The following is a 21582-nucleotide window of genomic DNA, read 5'->3' as shown; positions in this document are numbered from 1 at the left end:
GCGTGATCATTATTAGGTTATATCCGGCTATAATGGGCAACTATTCGTAAAAGGCTAAATGATTGCTCGTTTAAAATACCTATTGCTGCGAAATAGGGTAAAGCTGTTGCCACTTCTAAAAGAGAAGTCGTAAATCCTAAAGCAATCATTGCTCCTATACTAAACGATTTCGGCTTAAGAGATCCCGATGTTTTTTTCTTTGGTACTAGCCAACTTCCGACAAATAATATCGCCCTCACAATTGTCATTACTAATCTAGCAGAGTGATTATTTAATGCATTTGCAATTGGATCAAAAATAACATCTAAGCCAAGCATCAAAAAAATGCCGTCTTTATTTCCTGCATATTTCTAAAAAAGGAATCATCACCTTTGTATTCTTCCTCTACTTTTTCCATCATTCGTTTAATAATGCGTTGCACTGAATTTGATCTGCATTATAATTTCTTCTCAATTCCTTCAACTTTATCTTCTTTTAGCGGGTGTTTAGACACTGCCAAAAAGTAGCTTAAATAAAATACATTTGTCGGCTACAAGGCTATATGATGTAATCACTTATCTTGGAATATCCATAACTTAGGAATATAATGGAGCTATGAAACAGAATTTGTCAAATAACTCGGAAAATATGAAAATATAAGTAGGAGGATGTGGAAAAATTGGCTACAGAAAATTCCGATCGCTTTCTTACAGCGTTTAATCGGATAGATCATAGGTTAAGAGATATTGTTGGCGCAAAGGACTTTATGCCCTTTTATCGTCTTATCGATCAAGCGAAGAAGAAGGAAGTACTAGTTCGTAAATACGAAGACGATTTACGCTCGTATGCAGATTTACGAAATGCAATTGTTCATCATCGCATATCATTAGAGTATGTCATCGCTGAACCACATATAGATGTTGTGGAAAGAATTGAATATATAGATGCAACACTTGCTAAGCCAACACTTGTTGGCCAAATGTTTCATAAAAAAGTATTAGTTTTTCAGGAAAGAGATTCATTAAAACATGTCTTAAAAGTTATACGTCATCGTAAATTTACACAGTTTCCCGTATATCATAAAGATCAATTTAAAGGGCTTGTGACGACAGTAGGAATTACAAATTGGCTAGCTACGATGATGGGAGGCGATCAAATACCTAAGAAGATTCCGTCTTTACATGATATTTTGATGCATGAAAAAAATAGGGTGAATTATAAATTTGTGAGTAGATACATAACCATTTACGAGGCCGAAGATATTTTTAAACAAGGTGTGGAACGGGGACGTCGCTTTGAAGCTTTATTAATAACGGAGCATGGCAAACCACATCAAAAATTAATCGGCATTGTTACACCATTAGATATTGTAAAAATAGATTAAGCAAGACGAGACAAGCTGTTAAGAGCTTGACCGTCTTGCTTTATCCTTTAAGCTTACATATAAGGAACCGTTTCCTTGAACTTGAGCAAAATAAACATCTTCTACGGATTGGACGTTTTGCTTTTTCAGCTTTTTCATAAGCCAATCTTCAGTCAATTCAAGTTCAACTAAGTTTTCATAAATAACTTTCCCATCTGAAGCTACTTCTGTTGGTATATAGGTTGGTGGTGTGACATCGGCCTTTACATCTTGTTTTGTAGCTGGTTGTTCAGCAGGCCTTGGTAGCACACTTAGTTTACCCGTAGTTTCAAGTAACGCATATTGTACATCTTGTACAGAGAATACGGCTTGTTCCCTTAGCATCATCGCTAATTCATCCATATGCAAACGATTTTTCTTTAAGGCAGACTCTAAAATAATTCCATTTTGAATAAGGATTGTTGGCTTGTCATCAACAATTACACGAGCTTTTTTAGATTTAATGGTAATGATGGTCATTAAATATGTTAAAACGCTCCACCAAATGAGGGCAATGAGTCCATCTAAAAAGGGTGTCTCAGCCTGTGCTGCTATTTCTGATGCAATGGAACCGAATGTGATACCTGTTGTATAGTGGAAGAATGTAAGCTGTCCAAGCTGTTTTTTTCCTAGTAGTCGGGTTACGATGAGTAACGCAAAGAAGGAAAGTGTGGACCTAAGTATCATTTCCCAAAAATCAGCTTTAAAAAATTCGTCTATATTCATACATAAATCAACTCCCTTAAAACTGCTATTTCAATGAATAGCTTGTGCAAAAAGGTTAATAGTATGCGACGATCTCTTATAAATGGAGATTGAATAAAATTGGAAGTAGGTGGCGACATGAATAAGAAAATAGAAAATTTAAATAATCCAGTCTATCCAATTATGATTGCAATAGCTCTTGCCCATCTTATCAATGATACGATGCAAGCAGTTATTCCAGCGATGTTCCCGATATTGAAGAGTGATTTAGGGCTAACTTTCACACAAATAGGTCTTATTTCGTTCGCATTAAATATGTTTGCTTCTGCTTTACAGCCAATTGTTGGTTTTGCTAGCGATAAAAAGCCGATGCCTTACGCACTACCGATTGGTATGGCAAGCTCATTCATAGGCATTGCTATTATAGCGTTCACATCACAATATTGGATAATTATTATTGCAGTATTATTTTTAGGGTTTGGCTCAGCTATTTTCCATCCTGAGGGTTCACGTGTTTCATTTATGGCAGCAGGCTCAAAAAGAGGACTTGCTCAATCGATTTATCAAGTTGGAGGTAACTCTGGGCAAGCACTCGCACCACTAATTAGTGCTTATATTTTTGCTGTTTTTGGACAACGTGGTGCCGCAATTGTCTTAGTAGTGGCAGCAATTGGTATTCTACTATTAAGTAAAATTGCAAAGTGGTATAAAAAGCAGTTGGAGCAAGAACGTATGGCAAAGAAAAAACGAGTATTAGTTTCTAACTTACCCCCATTAACAAAGAAACAAGTAGGCATTGCGTTGACGTTACTATTTACGATTATTTTTGCGAGATCATTTTATACAACTAATATTACAAGTTTTTATGTGTTTTATTTAATGGATCATTATGATGTTAGTCTTCGTCTTGGACAAATATTAATTTTCACCTTTATGGCCTTTGGCGTCGTTGGCACATTTTTCGGAGGTTCATTATCAGATCGAGTTGGTAGAAAAAACGTTATTTTACTGTCCGTTGTTGTGCCGATGCCATTTTGTTTGGCATTACCTTATGTACCGTTATGGGCAGCAATGATATTTTTAGTGATTATCGGTACACTCATTATGATTAGCTTCTCAGTAACAGTTGTCTACGCACAGGAGCTTGTTCCAACAAAAATTGGTACAATGGCTGGTTTAACAACTGGTTTTGCTTTCGGAATGGGCGCAATCGGTGCGATGGTAATTGGTGTATTAATGGATCACAGGGGTATTGATTTTACGATGATGGTTGTATCTTTGCTACCTTTATTGTTACTAGTAGCATTTTTCTTACCTAAGGATAAGCCAGCTTCGGCGGCGTAAAATAAACGCGTTCTCAAGTTTGAGAAACGCGTTTTTATTATTGGCGTAATGGAGATAAAAATTCAGCTGGAAGTTTTTCTATATCTAGTACATAGCCCTCTGATATGTGAACTTCATGCATTTTATCGTTGTAAGTGAATTTAAAAATACCATTATCAAAGTCAGTGCCAATCTCTTTGAAAAATATACCTTCAATTGATACATATTTAGGACATGTAAATGCTACTTTAAAATCTTCGTGTTCTTGGATTAAATAAGCACGTACACCTTTTTCGTATGTATCGTTCGCATCGTCGTCAGTTGGACGTTGGACAGCTACAATGTGAAAATCAACGAAAGGAACCTCTTTTAGTAAGACGTTTAAGAAGGAACCCTTTGTAATCTCTTCCCAGCGACTTTGTGCACTTTGGCCTACTATAATTTGGGAAATTCCGTAATTTTTTGCCACTTCTGCAATAACCTTTTGGATGGGGCGCTTCTCATTATCTTGTAATATGAACTTTTCAATTTCAAGCTCATCAGATAACTTTTTCCATTGCTCAATGTAGCTAGATTTCTCTGCATCAAATGCATCAAGGGGTTGCGAATCGACCGAAAGAATATAGAGCGGACAATCTAACATTGTAGCCATTTTATGACCACGTCGTATTAATCGCTCACCGTTAAGCCCATAGTAGACACAAACTAATATACTTTCATCTAAACGCCCTTTTACATGCTTCATAAAAATTAACACCTCTTATCTTGTCGTTATTTTGTCATTTCTACAGTCGATTTTGAAAAAAATAGCCTAAAACAGCGAAAATCGATACTGATACAGTGCATTATGCTCATTTATATTGTATACTAAAAAACGTATAAAAGTTAATGATAATATATTGGGAAAACCTTGAGGAAACAGGGTTATCTCTATACTTTACAGTTATTTGAATTATGCATTCCGTGCATTTAAGCCAATTGCTTCTATATGCCACACTATTATGCAGTTAGTTAATTAGTTAGTCAAGTGACTTGGTACACCATAGTGACATGGATAGTGTGTACATATTATCTCTCAAAAAGTCATGCCATTTTCTAAGGCAATACGCTATTGGTATTTAGGCTTCTCAGTAGATAAAGTTCATAGCCTGAAAGATTCCCCTTGTTTGATGCAGTGTAATCACCAGAGCTTCTCCCTGTATAAAATATGTGCTATGTTGAATGAGCTAGATCTTTACCATTTGTTTACCGATTCAAGGAGTACACACTTTATTACATGAATCAAATTTCAAGAGAATTTCTAATATGTTAGTTAGCTTTATTCATTTTTAGTGAGTTTTTTTAAGGATCTCCAGCAATTGTTATAAATTTTTGTGCGTGAAGCAAAGTATAAAACAGTAGTAACTTCAGTAGATTTGGGAATACTTTATTATCGGTTATTTTCTCATATACAAAGTTTTTCGCACCATATCATACAGTTGCTGAACGAAATTGTTAGTAGGAGGTTTTCACTTGGTTACAGTTCTCTTTGCGATTCTTTTACCAATTGTCTGTGCTGCACTTATTCCACTACTTTATAGGCGACTAAGGCGTGTTGCACATCTAGGCTGGTTTGTGTTATCCGTTCCATTCATCTTGTTTCTTTTACTCGCGCGCTACATTCCTCAAATTGCCGAGGGTAAAACGTTTATGCATACATATGAGTGGATCCCCTCTTTTAATATAAATTTCACAACTTATCTCGACGGACTCAGTATGATTTTTGGTTTACTGATTACGGGCGTAGGTAGTTTAGTCATTTTATATTCTATTTTTTATTTATCAACGAAAGAATCTCTTCACCATTTTTACTGCTATTTATTACTATTCATGGGCGCTATGCTTGGCGTCGTCTTTTCAGATAATTTAATGGTCTTATACACATTTTGGGAGTTAACAAGTGTGTCATCTTTCCTGTTAATTGCATTTTGGCATCATCGAAAAGCATCTCGTGCTGGTGCAAGGAAAGCTATGACAATTACCGTTTTTGGTGGCCTTTCAATGTTAGCAGGCTTTTTGATGCTCTATGTAGCTTCGGGTACATTTAGTATTCGCGAAATCGTAGCCAATGTAGGCGTTATACGAGATCATACACTGTTTATCCCAGCGTTAATCCTTATTCTAATCGGTGCATTTACAAAATCCGCACAGTTTCCTTTCCATATTTGGTTACCAGATGCGATGGAGGCGCCAACACCAGTTAGTGCTTATTTACACTCGGCAACGATGGTAAAAGCCGGTATATATTTAGTTGCACGTTTTTCTCCAGTATTTGGAGGAGAGGCTGTTTGGTTCTGGCTAGTAAGTGTGATTGGCCTTCTAACGTTGTTCTGGGGTTCATTTAATGCTGTGCGTCAGACCGATTTAAAGGCGTTACTGGCCTTTTCAACGATTAGTCAACTTGGATTGATTATGAGCTTATTTGGGCTAGGATCGGTAGGTCATTATTACGGTTATGCTACAGATACTATTCTTTATACGCAGGCAAGCTTTGCAGCGTTGTTCCATCTTATTAATCACTCCACGTTTAAAGGTGCACTATTCATGATGGTTGGTATTGTCGATCATGAAGCAGGCACACGCGATATTCGCCGTCTCGGAGGGCTAATGGCCATAATGCCGATAACTTTCACAATTGCAGTCATTGGTGGATTTTCTATGGCAGGCTTACCTCCATTTAATGGCTTCTTAAGTAAAGAAATGTTTTTCGCAGCGGTACTAGCGATTCGCAACGTAGAGGCATTTTCAATTGCTGATTTGGGACTACTCTTTCCAATAGTGGCATGGGTGGCAAGTATCTTTACATTTGTTTACTGTATGATTTTGATCTGTCGAACATTTTTCGGAAAACTACGGCTAGATAAGTTGGATAAAAAACCGCATGAAGCTCCGTTAGGTATGCTATTTTCGCCAATCATTCTGTGCCTTTTTGTAGTTGGGATTTTCTTTTTCCCAAACGTGCTAGGGCATTATATTTTAGAGCCTGCTATGGCGAGTATTTATCCAACATTCCCATCAACTAGTGAATTAACACCACATATTCATGCTTGGCATGGCATAAATGCAGAATTGTTAATGACTCTCGGTGTAATTATTATTGGGGTCATCTTATTTAAAACGTTAAAAACCTGGAAGCCTTTGTATCGGATATTCCCGCAAAGATATACGTTTAATACGTATTACAATCGTATGATTGAGTTTAGTGAAAATAGTTGTGCGAAGCTTACTAATCGTTATATGACAGGCAATTTAACGCATTATTTTATCTACATCTATGTATTTTTTGTTGCGCTAATTGCAGGATATTTTATTTGGTCTGATGCTAGTGCATTTAATTTTGCGAAGGATTCCACAATTGAGTCTTATGAGCTCATTTTAGTATTTGTGATGATGTTCGCCGCAGTATGGATAATTTTCGCTAAGGGACGTGTAACAGCCATGTTATTAAATGGCGTACTCGGCTATTCAATTGCATTTTTCTTTGTTATTTTCCGTGCCCCTGATTTAGCATTAACCCAATTAGTCGTTGAATCTGTAACAACTGCATTATTCCTTCTATGCTTTAAATATTTACCCGATTTAATGCCTGAAGCTTCTCAGAAAAAAAAGCAATGGTCTAAGGCGATTTTATCCATTTTCGTTGGCGCCACAGTTACATTAATCGGCTTAGCGGTTGTCCATTTTGATCGCTTTAAGCCAGTGGCTACTTACTTCAACGATTCCTACGAACTAGCGGGTGGTTCAAATATTGTCAACACAATATTAGGCGATTTCCGTGCATTTGATACGATGCTAGAAGTGGTCGTTCTTCTGATTGCAGGCTTAGGAGTGTATACATTAACGAAGCTAAAGCCACGAAAGGAGGAAACGGATCATGAAAATCAATGACGTCATTTTACGTACTATTACAAAGACGGTCGTCTTCATTATTTTAACCCTTGGTATTTATCTATTCTTTGCAGGGCATCATGCTCCTGGTGGAGGTTTTATAGGTGGTCTCGTCCTAGCTTCTGGCATTGTTCTGTTGTATTTAGCATATGACATTGAAACAGTGCATAAAGGAATGCCATTGGATTTTAAAAAAGTTGCGGCGCTTGGCGTATTACTTGCGACAGGCACAGCAATCGGCTCATTATTTTTCGATGTCCCGTTTTTAACGCAGACACATAGTTATATAAATGTACCGATATTTGGGAAAATGGGCTTTTCGACTGTAACAATTTTCGAGGCTGGCGTGGCTTTAACGGTAGTAGGTGTTGTAGTCACAATTATTTTAAGTATAAGTGAGGATGAGTAGCCAATGGAGTCTTTAATACTAGTGTTAGTTGGTGTATTAGTAGCTGTTGCGACGTACTTAATCCTCTCGAAACAGTTATTACGTGTGATTTTAGGAACTGCAGTCTTATCGCATGCGGCACATTTACTGATATTAACGATGGGTGGACTAAAAAAGGGGGATGTACCACTCTTAGAAGAATCAGAAGGTCCTTATACAGATGCTTTGCCGCAAGCATTAATTTTAACTGCAATCGTCATTAGCTTTGCAGTAACGGCGTTCGTACTCGTTCTTGGTTACCGAGCGTATAAAACGAACGATTCGGCGAATTTTGATGAATTGAGAGGTACGCCGGATGAGTAATATGATTGTCTTACCATTAATTGTGCCGGTTATTACGGCGATTTTACTTGTGTTTTTACGTAAAAATGTTTTTTTGCAGCGCATAATTAGTTTATTGACATTAAGCTTTGTTGTTCTTATTAGTGTCATTTTATTGCTAGAGATTCAAGAACAAGGTGTGATGCGTATTGATTTTAGTGGCTGGGCACCACCATTCGGAATTTTATTTGTTGCAGATTCATTCGCAATGCTTCTTGTATTAGTAGCGAATATTGTCGCAGCCATTTGTTTGTTGTATGCCATTTTTTCAATCGGTAAGAGCTTTGAAAAGATGTATTTTTACCCCTTTGTCCTACTTATGGTAGCGGGAGTTAACGGTTCGTTTCTAACAGGGGATATTTTTAACTTGTTTGTGTGCTTTGAGGTTATGTTACTTGCTTCTTATGCACTTATTAGTTTAGGTGGCGATAAAGTTCAACTGCGCGAGGCGTTAAAATATGTCCTGATTAATATTGTTGCATCTTGGATTTTCCTAGTGGCATTAGCTTTTTTATATGGAACAGTTGGAACGTTGAATATGGCACATATTTCTGTCCGCGTTATGGAGGCAGGAGCTAACCCACTAATAACGACTGTGGCTCTTATTTTCTTAATTGTTTTTAGCTTGAAAGCTGGCCTACTATTATTTTTCTGGCTTCCGGGCTCATACAGTGTACCTCCAACAGCTATAGCTGCACTTTTTGCAGCATTATTAACGAAGGTTGGAATTTATGCACTCGTCCGTACCTTTACATTACTTTTCCCAACGAATACTGAAGTGACTCATATGGTGCTAGGGATTATGGCGGGAGTTACGATTATTGCTGGATGTATGGGAGCATTAGCAGGGCGAGATGTAAGAACAATTGCCTCTTATAATGTCCTAATTGGTGTCGGCTTTATAGTAGCTGGTCTAGCGATCGGTACGGAGTCAGCTTTACAGGGTGTAACCTATTATTTGATGCATGATATGGTAGCTAAGGCCATGCTGTTTTTAGCAGTTGGAATGATGATGTACGTTACTGGCGAAACGGTTATTGATAAAATGAGTGGGCTCATTCGAAATTACCCTCTTTTTGGTTGGCTATTCTTTATTGTCATGTGTTCCCTTGCTGGAATACCACCATTAAGTGGCTTTTTAGGGAAGGTTTTAATTGGACAAGGAGCTATTGAGGGCGGAAATTTTGTTCTACTAGGATTAGGATTTTTATCTAGTTTAATTGTTTTGTATTCACTATTACGAATATTCCTCTCCTCATTCTTTGGAGAAACCATTATTAGTCTAGAGGATGAAAAGCCGTTACCAAAGCGCATGGTCTTGCCACTAACATTATTGGCAGCTTGTACAATTGGCTTAGGAATTGGAGCTGAATGGATGGCTCCGTATGTAACAGATGCAGCAAAAACGCTCTACACACCATCCATCTATATTGATGCAGTCCTGGATGGTACGACATGGCAAGGTGAGGTGAATAAATAATGGCGATGCAATTTATCTTAAATTTATTTATCGCAACACTTTGGCTCTTGTTACAGGATGAAGTTATACCGCAGTTTTCGACATTTTTAATGGGGTTTATCGTCGGAATAGGAATTTTATATGCTATGCATCGCTTTTACGGCACGCAATTTTATTTACGACGTGTATTTTCAATTATTAAATTATTATGGCTCTTTAATTGGGAGCTACTATTATCGAGTTTTAGTGTAATAAGACAAATTACTACGCCGAAACTCAATATTACGCCTGGTATATTTACGTATAAAACAGTGCTTAAAGGAGATTGGGAAATAACAGCGCTTGCGTTGTTGCTCACTCTTACTCCGGGCTCAGTAGTGATGGAAGTTTGTGAAGAGGGAGATATGTTTTATATTCATGCAATGGATATTGAACAATCAAAAGAAGCTGTCATTCGTTCTATAGGGAAATTTGAACAAGCAATCATGGAGGTGACACGTTAATGACTGAAAAAATTTTGCTATTGGCTCTTGCGCTATTCAGTGTATCGATAGCGTTGTCGCTGTTTCGCGTGATTCGAGGTCCTTCGTTGCCCGACCGTGCCATAGCACTTGATACAATAGGTGTTAATTTACTTTCAGCAATCGCTATCGTCTCAATTATATTGAAAACAAAGGCGTATTTAGAAGCTATTTTAATATTGGGTATTTTAGCTTTTATCGGTACGATTGCGTTTACGAAATATATTGAAAGAGGTGTGATTGTTGAACGTAAATCAAATGATTGAATGGGCGGCAGTTACCCTTATATTGATTGGCTCCATTGTAAGTGTTATTAGTGCATTAGGGATGATTCGTTTGCCGGACGTTTACACACGCTCACATGCTGCAACGAAAAGTTCAACATTGTCGGTCTTAACATGTCTACTAGGTGCATTTATTTACTTTTGGGTGCATGATGGATATGTGAGTGTACGTTTAATTTTAGGAATTATCTTCGTCTTCGTAACAGCTCCTGTAGCAGGGCATTTAATATGTCGTGCAGCGTATCGCTCTCGTGTACCTTTAGCAGAAGGGTCTGGGGAGGATGAGTTGAAGGAAAAGCTATTTCCAGATGAAAAATAAAATAAGTGGCGGACCTCCATTTTTGGGGGTCTTTTGTTGAATATAACTGCTGCATTTGTTAATACGTTAGGGTGATGAGCTTTTTTTCTTATAGATAAATCTGAGTAGATTGATTTATCAGAAGATTAAGTATATAATGTTTTATTGGGATATTTTCAGATTAGCTTGATTATTACTTCAAAAAAGTATATCTTATTAGCAGATAGATATTTATTCTCTATAGTGAATAAATATCCATTCGTCATTTTCAAGAACACGAGTTTCATAAACAATAAAATATAAAAAAAAGGGGATCATGAATATGAAAAACAAAATTTTCATGCTAATGCTTGTTCTAGTAATTGGTGTATTAGCAGCATGTGGCGCAAAAGATGATAAGGCAAGCGATAAAAAATCAAATGCAAGCGAAGGCACAGAAGAAAAGCAAGTATTAAAAGTAGGTACTTCATCTGATTATGCACCATTTGAGTATGTTGACGCTGCAAAAGGTGAAGACATTATTGGTTTTGATATTGATTTAATTAAATTAGTTGGTGACAAGATTGGTGCAGAAATGCAAGTTCAAGATATTGACTTCAATAGTCTAGTACCAGCTCTACAAGCAGGTAAAGTGGATGTTGTTATTTCTGGTATGTCTCCTGATAAAGAACGTGAAAAAGTTGTAGATTTCTCTGAGAAATACAATCAAACAGAGCAAGTGTTTATCGTGAAAAAGGATAGTGGAATTAAAAAAGAAGCTGATTTAGCTGGTAAAAAAATCGGTGTTCAAAACGCTTCTATCCAAGAAAAATTAGGCAACAAAATTGCTAAAGAAGTAGATGCAACAGTTGAAGGACGTACACGCATTCCTGAAATTATTCAAGACATGATGTCTAAACGTTTAGATGCTGGGATTGTAGAAAGTGGTGTAGCAAAAGGTTATCTTGATACGAATGATAAACTTGAGGCGTTCCTTGTTAAAGAGCAACCTGAAGACTTCAAAGCAATCGCTGTTCAAAAAGGTAGCGATCTTAAAGATAAAATTAACAAAGCATTAAAAGAATTAGCTGCTGAAGGCAAAATTAAAGAGCTAGAAGAAAAATGGTTAAAAGTTAAATAAGCAAGTTGAACTGCGATAGCTCTATTTCGAGCTATCGCTTATACTTTCATTTCTTTAAAAGAACACAAGAAAGGAGGGGGCACTGTGAATTTAGATTTTACAGCTATCATTCCCTCTATTCCTTACATATTAAAAGGGATAGGTGTTACACTTCAAATTGCAATCGGTGCTTCAATCATCGGTTTTATAATTGGTATATTACTCGCGTTATGTAAAATTGGTAAAGTGAATGTTTTGCGTTGGTTTGCAGATTTTTATACATCGATTTTCCGTGGCACACCGCTCGTATTACAATTAATGATTATTTACTATGCAGTGCCACAGTTATTAGATATTCAAATTGACCCGGTTCCAACGGCTATTATTGCATTTGGGTTAAACTCAGGTGCTTATATTTCTGAAATCATTCGCGCTGGTATTAATGCGGTAGATAAAGGACAGATGGAAGCGGCACAAGCACTTGGTATTCCGTATGCAAAAATGATGAAGGATATTATTATCCCACAAGCAATAAAAAATATTTTGCCATCTTTAGTGAATGAGTTTATTACATTAAATAAAGAAACCGCTGTTGTCACAGTTATTAGTGCACTTGATATTATGCGCCGTGCTTACATTGTTGGTGGTGCAACATATCGCTATCTAGAACCTTTACTATTTGCAGGTGTAATCTACTACATTATGACACTTGTATTAACGTTCCTTGGCAAACGAATCGAGAAAGGAATGAGAAAAAGTGATTAAAATTGAAGATTTACACAAATCGTATGGAAAAAATGAAGTACTAAAAGGTATTTCAACAGAAATTAAAGAAAAAGAAGTAATTGCTATTATTGGACCATCAGGATCTGGTAAATCAACATTCCTGCGCTGCTTAAATTTATTAGAAGAGCCAACGAGCGGAAAGATTACAATTGCTGGTGACGTTCTAACGGACAAAGGGACAAACATTATGAAGATCCGTGAAGAAGTCGGTATGGTATTTCAGCATTTTCATCTTTTCCCTCATAAAACGGTACTTGAAAATTTAACATATGCACCGATTAATGTGAAGGGAATGGATAAGGCAGCTGCGATTAAAAAGGCTGAAGATTTATTAACGAAGGTAGGACTATTTGAAAAGCGCAATGAATATCCAAACCGTCTATCTGGAGGGCAGAAGCAACGTGTTGCCATTGCCCGAGCACTTGCAATGGATCCAAAAGTAATGTTATTTGATGAGCCTACTTCTGCTCTTGATCCTGAAATGGTAAAAGAGGTATTAGCGGTTATGAAAAATCTTGCTGATACAGGGATGACGATGTTAATCGTAACGCATGAGATGGGCTTTGCACGTGAAGTGGCTGACCGTATACTATTCCTTGATGGCGGAAAGTTAATTGAGGATACATCACCAGAACAGTTTTTCGCAGCACCATCTACTCAGCGTGCGAAGGATTTCTTAGAAAAAATATTATAAGGGATAAAACGCATTTAGACTAAATTAAAGGAGTGTCTAAATGCGCTTGTTGTTTTTGTTGAGTATTCATTTTATTATATCTCTTCGGGGCCCCATAACTTTCTACGGCTATGTTTGGAGACTGGTGTGTAGATATTGCTGCAGTAGTCCTTAGCGGTTCTCTTCAAGTGTCGCTAGGTAGTATATCAAATAATTTTTTGGAATCTTCTATTGATAATTTAGTAAACTTCGCGTCATTCTCTACCAAAATTAATTGTTCATTTGAATATATATAAATTAAATAGTAAGAAGACTTAACCTCTTTATTGGAATCTATAAAAGCAAAAGACATTCTATATTTTAATAACCTAAATGATGCCTCATTTTCTTCTTCCCATTCAGCGTTATTAAGAATTTTATGTACGATTGAAACTTGGTCTTTATCTAGAATTTCTATACGTTCTTTATAATTTCCTTTGTCATCGGCTATATCCAATATAATTTTTTGGGCATTATTAGAACATCCGATACCAAAAATGAGGAGTACTAAAGCAAAAGATATTATAGTTGTATTTTTTAACAAATAAAGCACCGCCTATTCATAATTTTTTAATAAATTTTATCACCATTGACTTTTATTATACATTATATTACGGTATATATATCAGAATATTCTGAGAATAAAAATGGGGGTATTTATAAAGTGGAAAACTTTGTTTGTATTTTTTTGCTTAACAGTACTATTTTGTTTCCAAGTACTTGAGGACAAGCCCACAAATTAAATAGCAAAAAATTTAGTAATCCAAAAGAAGCATTTTATTGGATAGACCCTACTTTTAGGTATCGCCTATTATTGTTAAGGGAATTAAGGAAGAAGATGTTCAAACAGAGGTCTTTAAGAATGCACTAATCATAGTTTTCACGGGTATGAAAAAATGAATGAAGGTAATGAATATCTATTGTTTTTAACTGAAGCTCGAGTTATATAAAAAGATTAATAATTTTTAATAAAGTTTGATTTTAACATTCTAGAAGATGTTGCAAACATAGAATTTCATATCTACAGTATTTTGTTTGTAATACTTTAGAGGGAACTCTTTAAATGTAGCACTTTTGGGTTACTCTTTTGTTCAATCTAATGATTTTATGTGTATGTGCTTACAATTATTTTATTTTATGCTTATAATAGGGGGGTCAGATTTTTATCTTCATTCAGTAGAATCTCCCACCTCTAAAGGTGATGAGATAAATGTGCATGTGTTCCTTTTCAGTGGATATCCAAATACCTACTGAAATAGAGGAACTTAAGCTAAGAATGCCACGTCCTGTGGCAAGTTATCTGTGCGAAAGCGAAGCGACAGCAACACGGGTTTTGTCTGTGTGAAAGCGAAGCGACAGCAACACGGGTTTTGTCTGTGCGAAAGCGAAGCGACAGCAACACGGGTTTTGTCTGTGCGAAAGCGAAGCGACAGCAACAACAGCACACGACTGAGTGACCAACATCATGTTGGCCAAAGCCTCCGGCGGATTTTTAAAGGGTTGAATTGTGGAAAATCCGGACGCATTGTTTATTTGCGCGAAGCAAAGCGTTAGCGGCGATTACGCCAAGGCGAAATTGATCTGATGAAAAAGTAGCCTAGGGTGAGCGATTGCGATTGAAAAAATTATTATATGTAGCTTCTTTTGTTGTTTTTATAGTCATTTTTTTGTACGTAAACAATCACTGGCTGGTTGTAAGCAAGTATGAATTCGAGTCAGAAAAAGTGCCTGCCAGCTTCGATGGGCTACGCATTACACAAATATCAGATTTACAGGATGCTCTCTTTGGCGAACAGCAAGAGAAGCTCATAGCAAAGGTGAAAGCAACAAATCCTGACCTGATTTTTATTACAGGTGATTTAGTTGATAGTAATCGTTATGATTTGGAGCGAAGCTTGCAAGCTGCTAGAGGATTAGTTAAATTAGCGGATGTCTATTATGTACTAGGAAACCATGAAGTAGCGACGAATAAAGTGAATGAAATTTATGAGGAGCTATCATCGTTAGGTGTACATGTGTTGTCCAATGAATCGACCTTCATTGAGCGCGACGGGGAGCGCTTGGCGATTGTTGGCATAGAAGATCCGTTATCAGGTAGAACAACGAAAGAAATGCTAGAGATAGCAACAAAAAATGTTCCACCAAATATATTAACGATATTACTAGCACATCGACCAGAAGTGTTTAATACGTATGTGGAGTTTGGAATTGATTTAGTATTTGCAGGACATGCGCATGGTGGACAAGTTCGAATTCCTGGTATTGGCGGTCTTTTCGCACGAGGACAGGGAATATTCCCGAAATATACGGCTGGTCTTTCTAAAGAAGGAACAACAACGATGGCCGTTAGTCGAGGATTAGGCAATAGTACAGTACCTATGCGGATTTTTAATCCACCAGAGATTGTTGTCATGGAATTAAAGAAAAAATAAGCACTGCGTCTTTGCTACGCAGTGTTTTCTATTTGTTTACGCTCTATACGTTTAACAAGGTAGATACTTATTTCATATAAAATAATCATCGGAATTAAGACGAGTAGCTGACTAATAAAATCGGGTGGCGTAATTACAGCAGAACCAACGCCCATCCCGATATAAGACCAGCCTCGTATTTTTTTCATGGATTCAGCCGTTAGTACACCAATGGACGATAAAAAGAGGGCTACAATTGGTAATTCAAAGAGTAGTCCGAGTGGTACAGTTGTCATCACTAAAAAATGCATGTATTCATTTGCGGATACCATCACATCAAAATTAGCTGCTCCTACACTTACTAAAAATGAATAGCTAAGTGGGTTCACAATAAAGTAACCGAAAGCTACGCCTAATAAAAAGAGGAAAAGCATGACAGGTGCATAAAGACCGAGGAAACGGCTTTCTTCTTCTTTTAAACCTGGCTTTACGAAACTCCACAAAAAATGAACTAAAAATGGCATTGATAGCCCAAATGCTAGTGTTGTGGAAATCGTCATATAAAATTTGACAACTTCTAACGGCCCTAAAATAATTAGTGAATGTCCTCGAGTTACATAAGGAAACCAAATATTAATAGTAGAGAATGTGATAATAAAAAATAAAATAAATACGATAAGCCCTTTAATAATTTGTTTTCGCAGTTCCGTAAGATGTTCAAGCAATGAGGCTATTGGAAAAAGTGGCCCATCGGCTTTCGTATCCGGTTCAATTGTCTCAACTGGAACTTCAACAAAAGCCTCCACAGGTGCGAGAGGCTCAGCTTCTTTCTTATCAAGTGGACTTAAATATTTTCTTTTTCCTTCTTCATATGGATCCATAGGACAACCTCCTACGAAGCGTCAGATTTTTTTTCTTCTTTTTTCACTGAATCATCCTCATCATCGATAAGCCCCTTCGTGGACTTTTTGAACTCCGCAAATGTTTTACCGACTGCACCGCCGATTTCCGGCAATTTCTTTGGACCAAACACGATTAAAACAATGACTAAAATGATGATTAACCCAGGTACACCAATTGCTCCGAGACCTCCCATAGTCTTACCTCCTTTTTATAAAATTAGTATAGCAATCATGCCTCGGCATAATTGCGTCTGGAATCGGCCTTGTGCAAGCACCAAGAACTCCTTGCCGATTCGGTGACATTCGCCGGAGGCTTTGGGCCAACAGATGTCTTTTGCGCGAAAGCGTAGTGCCAACGCAGCGTCAGCAGCATGATGTTGGTCACTCAGTCGTGTGTTGTTGTTGCTGTCGCTTCGCTTTCGCACAGACAAAACCCGTGTTGCTGTCGCTTCGCTTTCGCACAGATAACTTGCCACAGGACGTGGCGTTCTTAGACTGAGTTCCTCTATTTTGCGGGTGTCCAAACACCCGCTAAAAAGAAGTTATACTAAGGAACCACCTGATTTGCTATATTTCACAATACCCTCTGCACAGCGGTAGGCTAGTGCCCCTAAAGTACCTGTTGGGTTATAGCCACTATTGTGTGCAAAGTTTCCGGCACTCACAGCAAAAAGATTTTCTGCATTCCAATGTTGCAAGTAGTTATTCACAACGCCATCCTCTGGCTTTAAGCTCATAACTGTTCCGCCTGTATTGTGGGTTGTTTGATACGGTACAATATTGTAATCAGTGATTTCAGCATTTGGGACAACAATTTTAGCGCCCATTTCTTTCATAATGTCAGCTGCACGTGCTGAAATATATTTATGAAGTGCGCGATCCTGATCCGTAAAATTGTAAGTTAACTGTACAAGAGGTAAGCCGTAAGCATCCTTATACGTAGAATCAAGAGATAAATAATTTTCTTTATGTGGCATTGAAGCACCCTGTGCACCAATCCCGAATGAGCGTGTATAGTAATGAATAGATTGTTTTTTAAATTCTGATCCCCATGTTGGCGTATCAGGAGGTGTTGGGTTCGAGCCGATAGGACGTGCACCTGTTTGTGTTAGAGCTATATTTCCACCGTGAATAAAATCTAAATCACTATGATCGAAATTATCACCATTATAGTCATCTATACTCATACCAAGGGCACCTGCACCCATAAATGTGTTAAACTGCTCATCGAAATACCCTGCAGCTCCAGGGAGTATTTGATAGCAATAGTTTCTTCCAAGTGTCCCTTTTCCAGTAGCTGGATCATATCGTTCCCCAATGTTAGAGACCATCAATAACTTGGCATTATTAAAGACATAACTAGTAAGTACAACAGCGTTTGCTGGTTGAATAAATTCTTCACCAGATATCGTATCGATGTATCGGACACCAGTTACTTTATTGCCTTTCTTTAAGATTTCAACAACATTGGAATTATAGCGTAAGTCAAAGTTACCTGTTTTTAATGCAGTAGGAACAACAGTAACCTCCGCAGATGATTTGGCGCCATATTCACAACCAAAGCGTTCACAGAAGCCGCAGTATTGACAAGCATTAATCGTTTCACCGTCCGGGTTCTTATAAACTTCTGATAAATTTGCAGAAGGTACCATGTAAGGCGATAGTTTTAATTTTTTTGCAGCTGTTTCAAATTGCGTAAGCATCGGTGTCATTTTCATTGGCCCCGTCGGATAAGGATTTGAACGTTTTCCGCTAAATGGATTTTTATCATCACCGGAAATACCGGACGTTTTTTCGAATTTGTCGAAATAGGGCTCAAGTTCATCGTATGTTAATGCCCAATCCTGTAATAAATAATCAGGTCCAAGCTTATTCGCACCATAACGTTTGTCTGTCATTGTTTTAATTTGAAAATCATATGGTAAGAAGCGATACGACATACCGTTCCAATGTGTACCAGAGCCGCCAAGCCCTTCACCAAGTAAAAAGGAACCGAGCTGACGCATAGGCAATGCCTTCATATTCCGATTATTACGGAAGCTGATCGTTTCCTTTGAGAGATTTTGCATTAAATCATAACGAATTGCATAACGATACTCATCGTGGATTGTCAAATAATCTTCTGTGCCGCGCTTTTGTCCACGCTCTAAGCCAACGACCTTTAAGCCAGCCTTCGAGCACTCTGCAGCGATAATGCCGCCGGTCCAACCTACCCCGACTGTTACAACGTCTACACCTGGTAATGTTTTTGCCATTTACTAACCCCCTATTAGTGGCTACCTAATGAATTAGGTTCAATTTTTTGGAATTTCGGTTCTTCGATTTGCGTAATATACGCCATTTGATGACCGGGGAAGCCTTTCATACGCCAGCCATCCATATTGCGATTACCACCATATATTGGATCAGAGTAAGCACCTTCTAATGTTGCCGCACGTAATAAAGTAAAGAAGAAAGCAGATGTGACGCCACTCATTTGTACGTCGCCTTTCTGGAAGGCAGTTAAAATTTCATCCATTTGCTTAGTATCTATATCATTGAAGCTCTTTTTATAGCGATTCTGTGCTTCCGACTCTAACCTTTGGACACCTTGCTTAAAAATTTCCGCACGCGTTAAACGACTCTGATAACCTTGTGTTGGAGCACCCTCACCGAATGGTCCATGCATGTATTCTTTAGAATTACTACCATATTGGCCTGCTAGCTGATGGTCGATAAAGTAAGGCACATCTAAGCCCTTTGCCCCTGAACCTAAATCGTCCTCAGGGAAAATACGTTCAGTAGCATTTGCTAAAATATTGAAATCTCTTTGATTCATAAAAAACATTTTAGCTTTTGGCGAGCCAGTCTCTTCAGTAGCAGTTCCATGCTGACCATGCTCTAGTGTGGCAGTTCCTTTACCAGGCATGTTATAGCCTACAAGGCCTCCTATTAATCCACCGCCGACTAATGTACCTGCTGCAATCCCTGTCGTTTTTAAAAAATCACGACGTGAAATATCTTTTTCTGAACTCATAGAAATCCTCCCCTCAAAATGTATAGAAACTATTCTATTTTTTATAATCAGCAAAAAAAGTAAATTATAATCAGGTATCCTTGGTAAAATTTATAATTTAATCCAACTGAGGATTCAATTTAATGTAATCGGGATAGATTGTGGATAAGTTGTGCGTTGAATGTGGATAATATGTGGGAAAATAAGATATCGACTACTGCAGCTGAGCAAATGTCTGTGGATAATCATCGATGGGGGAGATAGCAGCAATAGAATGTTCAGCAATGATGATGCTAAATGAGTAAAGGAGCTACCCCAGTAATGGGGAGCTCCTATCATCGAAAAGATTTGTTATTTAACTACTTCTTGCATAGCTTCAAAAAGTTGCTCGGTAGAAATAATACGCTCGCCACCGCCTTGTACCATCTGCTCACTGCCGCCACCTTTTCCATTAACGAGTGGCAATGCTTTTGCAGCAATGTCCTTCATACTTTTCTCAACTTTTGCACCACGCGCTGCGACAAACTGGAGCTTGTCTTCATTTTCTGAAATAAGTAATACAATCGCTTCAGTCTGCTCAGCGACAATAGTTCTTGCTAATTTTTGCAGCTCTTGCATAGTACGCTGAGTAAAGGCTGCAGTAATAATACGTTCTTTACTAGAAACTAGCGCCTTTGCTTCATAATTTAGTAGCTCCTCTTTTACTGCCACGAGTGCTTTTTCTGTATTCTTCTGTGTTGTTAAGATTTTTGTAAGTGCTGTAGCTGCTTCAACCTCAGGTACACTTAATTGTCTTGCAACGTCAGCTAGTACTTTCTTTCGCATGGCAAGCTCTGCTAAAACCCTGTGACCACAGACAAAGGAGACACGAATATTACCCTTCATTTTTTCAGTGCCAAGGATTTTTATCGCACTTACTTGTCCTGTGGATGTTGGATGTGTACCGCCACAACCGTTGAAATCAACATCAGGAATAATAACAAGTCGAATATCTCCTGTGACGGCTATCTCTTTACGAAGGCTATAGTTCTCAAGTTCTTTTTCTGTAATCCATTTCGTTTCAATCGGAAGATTCTCTAGAATAATTTCATTAGCACGAGCTTCTGCTGCTACAAGCTGCTCTTCCGTTAGGGTATCCACTGCAATATCAATTGTGACCTGCTCAGTGCCCAAGTGGAAGCTAACGGTAGGTGCATCAAAAAGCTCGACAAAAGCCGCTGTTAAAATATGCTGACCTGCATGTTGCTGCATATGATCAAAGCGTCGTTGCCAATTCAATTTACCATGCACCTCTCCAACTAAATTTGAAGAGTCACCTTGAATATAATGACGAATTTCATCATTAATTTTCTCAACATCGATGACCTCGATATCATTTAAAGTACCTGTGTCATGAGGTTGCCCGCCTCCTGTTGGATAAAAAGCAGTATTTGATAGCACCACGTAGTTACGGCCATCTATATCGGTTCCTTTATTGACAACTGTTGCATTAAATTCACGCAGCATAACATCTTGATAATATAGTAGTTCTTTCAAGAAAAAGCCTCCCCCTTTATGTAGAGTATTCATATGAGAATCATATTTCTCAATTAGTTTTATTTCATTGTGGCATAATTACTTTCTAGTGTATATGAGTTTTCTATTTGACCCATGCTGAATTTGATTTAATATATATAAGAACAGGTTAACTTAAAGGAGATCGTACAATGGAAATTACACAATTCTCGATGGAAGAAATTTTAGATCCAACAAACATTATTGAAGGCAAGCGCTACGAATTTATTTTAGATGTAGATATTGATGAAGAAGATGAGCTTTATCACGAAGCAGGAATTGAAATTCGTGTACTAATTGCTGAAAAAGGTGAAGAGTCATTTATTTTAAATTACTTTATCATCGAAAAAGCTGAAGGCGAATATTTAGACTTTGCATTAGAGGATGAAGAGCTAGAGGAAATTTTAGCATTTTGTAAAGAGGAAATTGCAAAAGCATAATATGCTGGCGTAAAAG

The 21582-nt window shown here is 37.6% G+C and carries 23 protein-coding genes; 14 read left to right on the top strand and 9 right to left on the bottom strand.

The window, feature by feature from the left end; all coding sequences use genetic code 11:
• Window positions 1-17: 17 nt before the first annotated feature.
• Entirely contained in the window at window positions 18-320 is a 303-nt protein-coding gene (locus tag ACIQZA_RS20285) for a hypothetical protein (RefSeq protein ID WP_402883553.1), read from the bottom strand.
• A 338-nt stretch (window positions 321-658) separates the two neighbouring features.
• Here ACIQZA_RS20285 and ACIQZA_RS20280 point away from each other — a divergent pair, with 338 nt between their 5' ends.
• Window positions 659-1363, top strand: coding sequence for a CBS domain-containing protein (locus ACIQZA_RS20280; RefSeq protein ID WP_403009961.1), 705 nt, complete (start codon window positions 659-661; stop codon window positions 1361-1363).
• 18 nt (window positions 1364-1381) lie between these two features.
• On the opposite strand, the gene ACIQZA_RS20275 is transcribed toward ACIQZA_RS20280, so the two are convergent.
• A complete protein-coding gene (locus ACIQZA_RS20275) occupies window positions 1382-2107 on the bottom strand; it encodes a DUF421 domain-containing protein (RefSeq protein WP_402883555.1) in 726 nt (241 codons plus the stop codon).
• Window positions 2108-2224: 117 nt separating this feature from the next.
• On the opposite strand from ACIQZA_RS20275, the gene ACIQZA_RS20270 reads away from it, so the two are divergent.
• A complete protein-coding gene (locus ACIQZA_RS20270) occupies window positions 2225-3430 on the top strand; it encodes an MFS transporter (protein WP_400939773.1) in 1206 nt (401 codons plus the stop codon).
• A 37-nt stretch (window positions 3431-3467) separates the two neighbouring features.
• Here the strand turns inward: ACIQZA_RS20270 and ACIQZA_RS20265 are convergent, their stop codons facing one another.
• Window positions 3468-4154: an adenine nucleotide alpha hydrolase family protein gene (locus ACIQZA_RS20265; protein ID WP_142509623.1), complete on the bottom strand. Its 687-nt coding sequence runs from the start codon at window positions 4152-4154 to the stop codon at window positions 3468-3470.
• A gap of 767 nt (window positions 4155-4921) precedes the next feature.
• Between ACIQZA_RS20265 and ACIQZA_RS20260 the strand changes: the two genes are divergently transcribed.
• The 10 genes from ACIQZA_RS20260 to ACIQZA_RS20215 all read left to right on the top strand — a co-directional run bounded on the left by ACIQZA_RS20260 (window position 4922) and on the right by ACIQZA_RS20215 (window position 13246).
• Window positions 4922-7336, top strand: a complete 2415-nt coding sequence (locus tag ACIQZA_RS20260; RefSeq protein WP_402883556.1) for a Na+/H+ antiporter subunit A — start codon at window positions 4922-4924, stop codon at window positions 7334-7336.
• Window positions 7323-7745, top strand: coding sequence for a Na(+)/H(+) antiporter subunit B (locus ACIQZA_RS20255; RefSeq protein WP_132363603.1), 423 nt, complete (start codon window positions 7323-7325; stop codon window positions 7743-7745). Before ACIQZA_RS20260 ends, ACIQZA_RS20255 begins: the two co-directional genes overlap by 14 nt.
• Before the next feature lie 3 nt (window positions 7746-7748).
• On the top strand, window positions 7749-8087 hold the full coding sequence (locus ACIQZA_RS20250; protein ID WP_132363601.1) for a Na(+)/H(+) antiporter subunit C: 339 nt from the start codon (window positions 7749-7751) through the stop codon (window positions 8085-8087).
• Window positions 8080-9585 carry a Na+/H+ antiporter subunit D gene (locus tag ACIQZA_RS20245; protein ID WP_400939777.1) on the top strand — a complete coding sequence of 502 codons (1506 nt, stop codon included), beginning with the start codon at window positions 8080-8082 and terminating at the stop codon, window positions 9583-9585. Before ACIQZA_RS20250 ends, ACIQZA_RS20245 begins: the two co-directional genes overlap by 8 nt.
• Window positions 9585-10067, top strand: a complete 483-nt coding sequence (locus tag ACIQZA_RS20240; protein WP_402883559.1) for a Na+/H+ antiporter subunit E — start codon at window positions 9585-9587, stop codon at window positions 10065-10067. Before ACIQZA_RS20245 ends, ACIQZA_RS20240 begins: the two co-directional genes overlap by 1 nt.
• Window positions 10067-10351 (top strand): Na(+)/H(+) antiporter subunit F1, encoded by a 285-nt coding sequence (locus ACIQZA_RS20235; RefSeq protein ID WP_049663615.1) that lies wholly within the window; start codon window positions 10067-10069, stop codon window positions 10349-10351. The genes ACIQZA_RS20240 and ACIQZA_RS20235 overlap by 1 nt, the downstream gene beginning before the upstream one ends.
• On the top strand, window positions 10329-10688 hold the full coding sequence (locus tag ACIQZA_RS20230; RefSeq protein ID WP_142509619.1) for a Na+/H+ antiporter subunit G: 360 nt from the start codon (window positions 10329-10331) through the stop codon (window positions 10686-10688). Before ACIQZA_RS20235 ends, ACIQZA_RS20230 begins: the two co-directional genes overlap by 23 nt.
• A gap of 301 nt (window positions 10689-10989) precedes the next feature.
• Entirely contained in the window at window positions 10990-11787 is a 798-nt protein-coding gene (locus tag ACIQZA_RS20225) for a transporter substrate-binding domain-containing protein (protein ID WP_402883560.1), read from the top strand.
• An 84-nt stretch (window positions 11788-11871) separates the two neighbouring features.
• The gene (locus ACIQZA_RS20220; RefSeq protein WP_132363591.1) at window positions 11872-12531 is read left to right on the top strand and encodes an amino acid ABC transporter permease; all 660 of its coding nucleotides are present in this window, start codon (window positions 11872-11874) and stop codon (window positions 12529-12531) included.
• The gene (locus ACIQZA_RS20215; protein ID WP_402883561.1) at window positions 12524-13246 is read left to right on the top strand and encodes an amino acid ABC transporter ATP-binding protein; all 723 of its coding nucleotides are present in this window, start codon (window positions 12524-12526) and stop codon (window positions 13244-13246) included. The genes ACIQZA_RS20220 and ACIQZA_RS20215 overlap by 8 nt, the downstream gene beginning before the upstream one ends.
• A 163-nt stretch (window positions 13247-13409) precedes the next feature.
• On the opposite strand, the gene ACIQZA_RS20210 is transcribed toward ACIQZA_RS20215, so the two are convergent.
• Window positions 13410-13808, bottom strand: a complete 399-nt coding sequence (locus ACIQZA_RS20210) for a YhfM domain-containing protein (RefSeq protein WP_402883562.1) — start codon at window positions 13806-13808, stop codon at window positions 13410-13412.
• Between the two features lie 1072 nt (window positions 13809-14880).
• Between ACIQZA_RS20210 and ACIQZA_RS20205 the strand changes: the two genes are divergently transcribed.
• Window positions 14881-15696 carry a metallophosphoesterase gene (locus ACIQZA_RS20205; RefSeq protein WP_402883564.1) on the top strand — a complete coding sequence of 272 codons (816 nt, stop codon included), beginning with the start codon at window positions 14881-14883 and terminating at the stop codon, window positions 15694-15696.
• 14 nt (window positions 15697-15710) lie between these two features.
• On the opposite strand, the gene tatC is transcribed toward ACIQZA_RS20205, so the two are convergent.
• The 5 genes from tatC to ACIQZA_RS20180 all read right to left on the bottom strand — a co-directional run bounded on the left by tatC (window position 15711) and on the right by ACIQZA_RS20180 (window position 21108).
• The gene (gene tatC / locus ACIQZA_RS20200; protein WP_402883565.1) at window positions 15711-16556 is read right to left on the bottom strand and encodes a twin-arginine translocase subunit TatC; all 846 of its coding nucleotides are present in this window, start codon (window positions 16554-16556) and stop codon (window positions 15711-15713) included.
• Between the two features lie 11 nt (window positions 16557-16567).
• Complete coding sequence (gene tatA / locus ACIQZA_RS20195) at window positions 16568-16771, bottom strand: twin-arginine translocase TatA/TatE family subunit (protein ID WP_132363581.1); 204 nt, start codon at window positions 16769-16771, stop codon at window positions 16568-16570.
• 348 nt (window positions 16772-17119) lie between these two features.
• Complete coding sequence (locus ACIQZA_RS20190) at window positions 17120-18832, bottom strand: GMC family oxidoreductase (RefSeq protein WP_402883567.1); 1713 nt, start codon at window positions 18830-18832, stop codon at window positions 17120-17122.
• A gap of 14 nt (window positions 18833-18846) precedes the next feature.
• Window positions 18847-19593 (bottom strand): gluconate 2-dehydrogenase subunit 3 family protein, encoded by a 747-nt coding sequence (locus tag ACIQZA_RS20185; RefSeq protein WP_402883568.1) that lies wholly within the window; start codon window positions 19591-19593, stop codon window positions 18847-18849.
• 330 nt (window positions 19594-19923) lie between these two features.
• Window positions 19924-21108, bottom strand: coding sequence for an alanyl-tRNA editing protein (locus ACIQZA_RS20180; RefSeq protein ID WP_402883569.1), 1185 nt, complete (start codon window positions 21106-21108; stop codon window positions 19924-19926).
• A gap of 170 nt (window positions 21109-21278) precedes the next feature.
• Between ACIQZA_RS20180 and ACIQZA_RS20175 the strand changes: the two genes are divergently transcribed.
• A complete protein-coding gene (locus ACIQZA_RS20175) occupies window positions 21279-21566 on the top strand; it encodes a DUF6509 family protein (protein ID WP_387096702.1) in 288 nt (95 codons plus the stop codon).
• Window positions 21567-21582: the final 16 nt, after the last annotated feature.

The sequence above is a fragment of the Lysinibacillus sp. NPDC096382 genome (assembly GCF_044762845.1).
GTDB lineage: Bacteria > Bacillota > Bacilli > Bacillales_A > Planococcaceae > Lysinibacillus.
This window is presented reverse-complemented; position numbering and strand designations above follow the sequence as displayed.

Coding starts and splice junctions, on each gene's coding strand:
- ACIQZA_RS20275 (WP_402883555.1), bottom strand. CDS start 2,107: ATGAATATAGACGAATTTTTTAAAGCTGATTTTTGGGAAATGATACTT.
- ACIQZA_RS20270 (WP_400939773.1), top strand. CDS start 2,225: ATGAATAAGAAAATAGAAAATTTAAATAATCCAGTCTATCCAATTATG.
- ACIQZA_RS20265 (WP_142509623.1), bottom strand. CDS start 4,154: ATGAAGCATGTAAAAGGGCGTTTAGATGAAAGTATATTAGTTTGTGTC.
- ACIQZA_RS20255 (WP_132363603.1), top strand. CDS start 7,323: ATGAAAATCAATGACGTCATTTTACGTACTATTACAAAGACGGTCGTC.
- ACIQZA_RS20250 (WP_132363601.1), top strand. CDS start 7,749: ATGGAGTCTTTAATACTAGTGTTAGTTGGTGTATTAGTAGCTGTTGCG.
- ACIQZA_RS20245 (WP_400939777.1), top strand. CDS start 8,080: ATGAGTAATATGATTGTCTTACCATTAATTGTGCCGGTTATTACGGCG.
- ACIQZA_RS20240 (WP_402883559.1), top strand. CDS start 9,585: ATGGCGATGCAATTTATCTTAAATTTATTTATCGCAACACTTTGGCTC.
- ACIQZA_RS20235 (WP_049663615.1), top strand. CDS start 10,067: ATGACTGAAAAAATTTTGCTATTGGCTCTTGCGCTATTCAGTGTATCG.
- ACIQZA_RS20225 (WP_402883560.1), top strand. CDS start 10,990: ATGAAAAACAAAATTTTCATGCTAATGCTTGTTCTAGTAATTGGTGTA.
- tatC (WP_402883565.1), bottom strand. CDS start 16,556: ATGGATCCATATGAAGAAGGAAAAAGAAAATATTTAAGTCCACTTGAT.
- tatA (WP_132363581.1), bottom strand. CDS start 16,771: ATGGGAGGTCTCGGAGCAATTGGTGTACCTGGGTTAATCATCATTTTA.
- ACIQZA_RS20190 (WP_402883567.1), bottom strand. CDS start 18,832: ATGGCAAAAACATTACCAGGTGTAGACGTTGTAACAGTCGGGGTAGGT.
- ACIQZA_RS20185 (WP_402883568.1), bottom strand. CDS start 19,593: ATGAGTTCAGAAAAAGATATTTCACGTCGTGATTTTTTAAAAACGACA.
- ACIQZA_RS20175 (WP_387096702.1), top strand. CDS start 21,279: ATGGAAATTACACAATTCTCGATGGAAGAAATTTTAGATCCAACAAAC.